The sequence below is a fragment of the Thioalkalivibrio denitrificans genome (genome assembly GCF_002000365.1).
Taxonomy (GTDB): domain Bacteria; phylum Pseudomonadota; class Gammaproteobacteria; order Ectothiorhodospirales; family Ectothiorhodospiraceae; genus Thioalkalivibrio_A; species Thioalkalivibrio_A denitrificans.
On record NZ_MVBK01000121.1, the window covers coordinates 1 to 6,121 of the forward strand.

Genomic DNA, 6,121 nt, shown 5'->3' on the forward strand with positions numbered 1-6,121 from the left:
ACAAACTGTCACCGCGGCCTCTCGGCCACATACGCCGATCTATGCCACTCATTCAGCAGCTTACATAAAGCCGCCGGCCGCCTTGGCGCAATGTCCGGGTCAATCCTCTTTTGGGCCATGGCGCCCGCCGGGCAGGGCGAAGGCCAGCAGACCGCCGAACACCGCCGAGCCCAACAGGAAAAGATGCAGGTTCACGGCCGCGACCAGGGCCGCATCGGCGGCCACGCCAAAGGGCAGGAGAGCCGCCACGACGCCCGCCTCGTAGGTGCCGGCTCCGGCCACGCCGTGCACGGGCAACACGCTGGTCAGGTCCCCCGCGATTACCGCGAGCCAGGCAGCGGCCGACGGCACCTCCAGGAACAGCCCCAGCACCCACACGAACACCGCGAGCTTCACCAGCCAGTTGGCAAAGGTCCAGCCCCAGGCACGCCAGAAGGCGCGGGGCGAATCGGGCAGCGCGTCGAAGGCCCGCCAGGCGAATGCGCGCAAACGTCCGCCCTGAGGATCACCGAGCGCATCGCGCAGCCAGGGCGCCAGCCGCCGCGCCACGGGTAGCAGGGCCAGCCAGGCTGCCGCGACGGGCAGCGCCACCCACCAGCCGAGAACGAAACCGCCCACCGCCAGCCAGGCGAACAGCCCCAGGGTATGCAGATCCATCAGCCGGAACCAGAGCAGCACGGGCACCGAATGGGTGGCCGGCACCTGGAAGTGGCGGGCCATGAGCAATGGGAAGCTCAGCTCTCCCGTGCGCATGGGCAACAGATTGTTAAGCAGGTTGTGGACCAGCGTCAGGCGCAGGCACACCAGGAAACGCCCGCGCATGGCGTCGCGATAGTAGTCGTAGACGCGCACCGCGCGCAGCCAGTAGGTGAACAGGGTCAGGAGCGCGGCGGCCAGGATGGCCGAGGGAGTCACCTCCCGCCATGGAGACAGCAGCGCGCGCCAGCCGAACCACGCCTCGACGAACACCACGAAGGCGACGAGTATCACGACGGCCAGCAGTGTTCGAAGCTTCGGCATGGCGTTAACCCGCATATCTCACCACCCTTCTACTGCGGCCGCCGATCCGCTCGCTNNCGCCTGCGCCGTCCTCCGGTGCGCGCGCCCCGTCACAGCTGCGCCTCGACGCCCTCGCCACGAACGGTGGTGAGATATGCGGGTTACTCGCGGCGCACTGGTGGGGGCCGGTGCGGGCGGTTAGACTGTGCCACTCTCCAGAAAGGCCCCGGCATGACCCACACTGAATCCCCCGGCGGACAAGGCCTGCGGACGATCCCGGAGCGATGGCTCGGCGTGGCGCTGGGCGTTGCGGTGTTTGCCGCGTTCTTCTTCAATCTGCACGGTTTCCCGCTGTTCGACCTGGATGAGGGTGCGTTCAGCGAGGCCACGCGCGACATGCTGGCGCGGGGCGACTATGTCGCCACCTACCTCTATGGCGAGCCGCGCTATGATAAGCCGATCCTCATCTACTGGCTACAGGCACTCTCTGTCAGCGCCTTCGGCCTGAACGAGTTCGCGCTGCGCCTGCCCTCGGCGCTGTCGTCCACGCTGTGGATGCTGGCCCTGTATGCGTTTGCCGCGCGCGTGACGGACAGGCGCACGGGCATGATGGCGGCCATCGTCGGCGCCACCACGCTTGAGGTCGGCATCATCGGCAAGGCCGCTATCGCGGATGCCCTGCTCAACCTCCTGATCGCGGCCAGTCTGTTCGCCATCTACCTTCATTATCAGGACGGCCGGCGACGCTGGATCTACGCGGCCTTTGCCTGCATGGGCCTCGGCTTTCTCACCAAGGGCCCCGTGGCGGTGGCGATCCCCTTTGTCACCAGCCTGCTGTTCTTTGCACTCCGGGGCCGGTGGCGTGACTGGCTGCGTGCCGCACTCAATCCCGCCGGCATCGCGTTGTTTCTGGTTATCATCGTGCCATGGTATCTGCTGATCACCCTTCGGGAGGGGCCCGGTTTTGTCCTGGGTTTCCTGCTCGAACACAACCTCGGCCGATTCCAGGAACCCATGGAAGGCCACAGTGGACCGATCTGGTACTACGTACCGGTGTTGCTCCTGGGCATGCTGCCGTGGACAGCGATCGTGCTGGCGGCCCTCTGGCGGGCCCGCAGGCAACTCACCGATGACCTGACCCTGTTCCTGCTGATCTGGTTCGGCTTCGTGTTCGTACTGTTCTCGCTGGCCGGCACCAAGCTGCCCCATTACCTTCTCTACGGCATGACGCCCCTGTTCCTGCTCACCGCGGCGGAGGTTTTCCGCATGCGCTCGGCATTCTGGTCGGCGTTGCCCGGGGCGCTTTTCTTCGCCTTCATGCTGGCCTTCCCGAGCATCGTGGTGGCCGTCCGTTCGACGGTCGGCGACCCGTTCGTCGCCGCGCTGCTGGAGGATGTGGAACGCCATTTCGGCATCCTGTGGTACGGCGGTTTCGGCATCGCCCTGGCCGTGAGCCTGTGGTTCATGTTCGAACGGCGCATTCACATGGCGTGGCGCATGACCGCAATCGGCCTGCTGCTGGCCATCGGCCTGTCGGGACTCCTGCTGCCGACGGTGGCGGCCGTGCAGCAGGGCCCCATACGCGACGCGGGGCTGGTGGCCCGGGACCGGCCCGAGACGCTGGTGATGTGGAGCCTCAACAACCCCAGTTTCAACGTGTATGCGCAGCGCGTCGTCGAACGCCGCTCGCCGGAACCCGGCGAGGTCGCCCTCACCCGCAGCACTCGCCTGGAACGTCTCGCCGAGTACGAAGTGCTCTTCGAGCGTAACGGTGTGGCACTGGTGAAGGTAATGGCGTCGAGTGCGACCCGGGATTGAAGCCGGTCCGCGAATGAACGTCCGTAAACGTGCATGCAAGATCAAAAGCCGGACCGCCAAGGACGCAAAGGTATGCGCGAAGGGCGCGAGGCTTTTCCACCGAAGGATTTCCTTCGCGCATACCTTTGCGTCCTTGGCGGTAAGCTTGTCGCATTTTGGGCACCCCGTTGACGGCGAGCCCCGGGCCGAGCACCAACGCAAGGGCAAGAAACAGGCCCACCCGCCGCTGCGCGGCACGCTTGAGCCCGCGGGCCCGGCCCGCTAACCTGTGGACCGACAAGGACGAACCCACGTGGAAGGATCCATGAACCTCGCCATCGCTCACGCCCGCGCACTGACCGGCATCGACGCCCCGCCGGTGCAGATCGAAGTCCATCTGGCCAACGGCCTGCCCGCCTTCGCCATCGTCGGCCTGCCAGAGGCGGCGGTGCGTGAAAGCCGCGAGCGCGTGCGCGCCGCACTCATCACCAGCGGCTTCGAATTCCCTACAAGGCGCATCACCGTCAGCCTCGCACCCGCGGATCTCCCCAAGGACGGCGGCCGCTTCGATCTGGGCATTGCACTGGGCCTGCTGGCCGCATCCGGCCAGCTTCCCGCCCGCGCATTGGCCGACATCGAGTTTCTGGGTGAACTGGGGCTCAATGGCGAACTGCGCCCCGTGCGCGGCGTGCTGCCGGCCGCCCTGGCGGCACGGGATGCGGACCGTGCGCTGGTGGTGGCTGCACAGGATGCCGATGAGGCTGCCCTGGCCCGCGGCTGCCGTGTGTTCGCCGCGGATCACCTGCTGCGGGTGTGCGCCCACCTGCGCGGCGCCGACGCTCTGCCCGAACACCCACCTCCTGCACACGCGGACACTGCGCCGGGCGGACCGGACATGGCGGAGGTCCGGGGCCAGCCCCAGGCCCGGCGGGTTCTGGAGATCGCGGCCGCGGGTGGTCATCACCTGCTCATGATCGGCCCGCCAGGCACCGGCAAGACCATGCTGGCCAGTCGCCTGCCGGGCCTCCTGCCGCCCATGGAGGATGACGAGGCGCTGACGACCGCCGCCGTTCACGCCGTCAGCGGCCACGCGCTGGACGTCCACCGCTGGCGACAGCGCCCCTTTCGCGCCCCGCACCACACCGCATCGGGCGTGGCACTGGTGGGCGGCGGACCGCATCCCCGCCCGGGGGAGGTCTCGCTGGCGCACAACGGGGTCCTGTTTCTGGACGAACTCGCCGAGTTCGACCGGCGCGTACTGGACGTGCTGCGCGAACCGCTGGAGAGCGGCTGCATCACCATCTCCAGGGCCGCACGGCAGGCCGAATTCCCCGCACGGTTTCAACTGGTGGCCGCCATGAACCCCTGTCCGCAGGGCTATGACTGCGACCTGGCGGAGAACTGCCGCTGCAGCCCGGAGCAGCACCGCCGGCAGCGGGCCCGGCTGTCCGCGCCGCTGCTGGATCGCATCGATCTCTCAGTGCAGGTACCGCGCCTCGCCAAAGGCGCCCTGTTCCAGGACCGGGGTCCGGCCCCGGAGGACAGCGCCACCGTTCGTGAACGGGTTGCGGCGTGCCGGCAGCGTCAACTGCAGCGTCAGGGTTGCGTGAACGCCCAGCTGGGCGGGGCGGCGCTCCATGTGCATTGCAGCGCCGACGGCGAGGTTCACCGCACGCTGGAGCAGGCCATGGAGCGCTTCAGGCTCTCCGCCCGTTCCGCCCACCGCATCCTGCGTGTCGCGCGCACCATCGCCGACCTGGCTGGCAGTGAAGCAATCGGGCCCGATCACCTGGCGGAGTCCTTGAGCTATCGGGCGCTGGACCGCTGGCGGGTATAAGTGGCAAGTGGCAAGGAAAACCACCCTCACCCCGGCCCTCAAATTCCGGGCGTCCTGCCCTCCACCCTTCGGGCCAGCCTGTCGGCTGTTCAAATCCCCCCCCGGCGGATTTGTCCTGAGGGAGAGGGAGTGAAAAATCCCCTCCCCCGCTTGCGGGGGAGGGTTGGGGAGGGGGCCCTTGCCACTTGAGACTTGCCACTAAAAAGGGCGCCACCTTTCGGTGGCGCCCTTTTTGTTGGTTCTGTCGAAACCCTCTAGAGGGTTTCGATATAAGCAGCCAGGTCGGCGATGTCCTCGTCGGACAGGTTCCGGGCATTGGGAACCATGAGCGCCGTGTTCGGACCCACCTGCTCACCGGCCCGATACTTGTTCAGCAGCTCGACGATACGGTCGGCCGGAGTCCCCGCCAGCTTGGGGAAGATCCCCATGCCCTGCCCCTGGGCGCCATGACAGCCGATGCAGACGCCATACTTGCTTTGCCCCGCAGTGGGATCGCCTGCCATGGTTTCCGGGTCGGCTTCCGCTTCGGCCTCCGCGTCGGCCACATCCAACTCCTCGTCATCCACCGGATGCCCGCTCTGTTCGAGCAGGTAGACCACGGACGCGCGCACTTCCTCGTCGCTCAGGTTCGGATTCCCGCCCCGGGCAGGCATGGCGCCGATGCCCTCGATGGCATGCCTGACCACCGTGTCCAGCCCCTGACCCAGACGCTCACCCCACACGCCCTCGTCACCCTTGACGGGCGCGTCGGCGGCCCCGGTGTCATGGCAGGCTGCGCACACGGCCTGATAAACCTCTGCCCCGGAGCGGCGAACCGCGTCGTCCGGCACCTCGTCGGTCACGGCGGTCGTGGCAACACGGCCGATGGGCTGGATTCGCTCCTGCACACTGGCCGGATCCACCACCACAGCGGGTTCCGCAACCCTTTCCGCGAAGGAAAACAGACGGGTAACCAGAAAGACCACGGTCGCCAGCAACACCAGCGCACTCAGCACGACGACGACCTTGGTAGTGAAATCTTTGTCTTCTTGATGCGCCACAATTTCCTCCGGCATCTCGCGTGAAGCGGCGCCCGACTCTGTTCACGCGGGGCAACGCAACGGGCCCGTCATCCCGCACTGCATATAGGCTCGATGATACTCCGCAAGAGGAGCTGCAGCACGCATTCGGGTCGAGGGCAGCGGCGAATTATAGGGCATCGGATTGCATGAGGCCATCTTGAAACACCGCAGCCTTGCCGACAGCCCGCAAGCAATTGCCACGGGCGCGGCAGACGCCACGCGGAGCCGATATGCCGCGGCGCACGATCGGCCTGCCGGAGGTGCGCCGGGGGGCGGAGACAGTCCACACAGCGGAGTTCTAACGCAACACCCGAAGCTGGTATGATTCGCCGGATGCGCCCGTAGCTCAGCTGGATAGAGCGCTGCCCTCCGGAGGCAGAGGTCAGGGGTTCGAATCCCTTCGGGCGCGCCAGATACCAAAAGGGCC

At 67.1% G+C, this 6,121-nt stretch carries 4 protein-coding genes and 1 tRNA gene; 3 read left to right on the top strand and 2 right to left on the bottom strand.

Annotation, left to right across the window (positions count from 1 at the left end; all coding sequences use genetic code 11):
* Positions 1-99 precede the first annotated feature (99 nt).
* The gene (locus B1C78_RS15860) at positions 100-1,020 is read right to left on the bottom strand and encodes a lysylphosphatidylglycerol synthase transmembrane domain-containing protein (protein ID WP_077280142.1); all 921 of its coding nucleotides are present in this window, start codon (positions 1,018-1,020) and stop codon (positions 100-102) included.
* A 210-nt stretch (positions 1,021-1,230) separates the two neighbouring features.
* Here B1C78_RS15860 and B1C78_RS15865 point away from each other — a divergent pair, with 210 nt between their 5' ends.
* Together B1C78_RS15865 and B1C78_RS15875 are read left to right on the top strand one after the other, a co-directional pair.
* Complete coding sequence (locus B1C78_RS15865) at positions 1,231-2,817, top strand: ArnT family glycosyltransferase (protein WP_077280143.1); 1,587 nt, start codon at positions 1,231-1,233, stop codon at positions 2,815-2,817.
* Positions 2,818-3,121: 304 nt separating this feature from the next.
* A complete protein-coding gene (locus B1C78_RS15875) occupies positions 3,122-4,633 on the top strand; it encodes a YifB family Mg chelatase-like AAA ATPase (RefSeq protein WP_077280145.1) in 1,512 nt (503 codons plus the stop codon).
* 254 nt (positions 4,634-4,887) lie between these two features.
* Here B1C78_RS15875 and B1C78_RS15880 read toward each other — a convergent pair whose 3' ends face one another.
* Complete coding sequence (locus B1C78_RS15880) at positions 4,888-5,673, bottom strand: c-type cytochrome (RefSeq protein ID WP_077280146.1); 786 nt, start codon at positions 5,671-5,673, stop codon at positions 4,888-4,890.
* Positions 5,674-6,029: 356 nt separating this feature from the next.
* Here B1C78_RS15880 and B1C78_RS15885 point away from each other — a divergent pair.
* Positions 6,030-6,106: transfer RNA gene (locus tag B1C78_RS15885), tRNA-Arg, on the top strand.
* Positions 6,107-6,121: the final 15 nt, after the last annotated feature.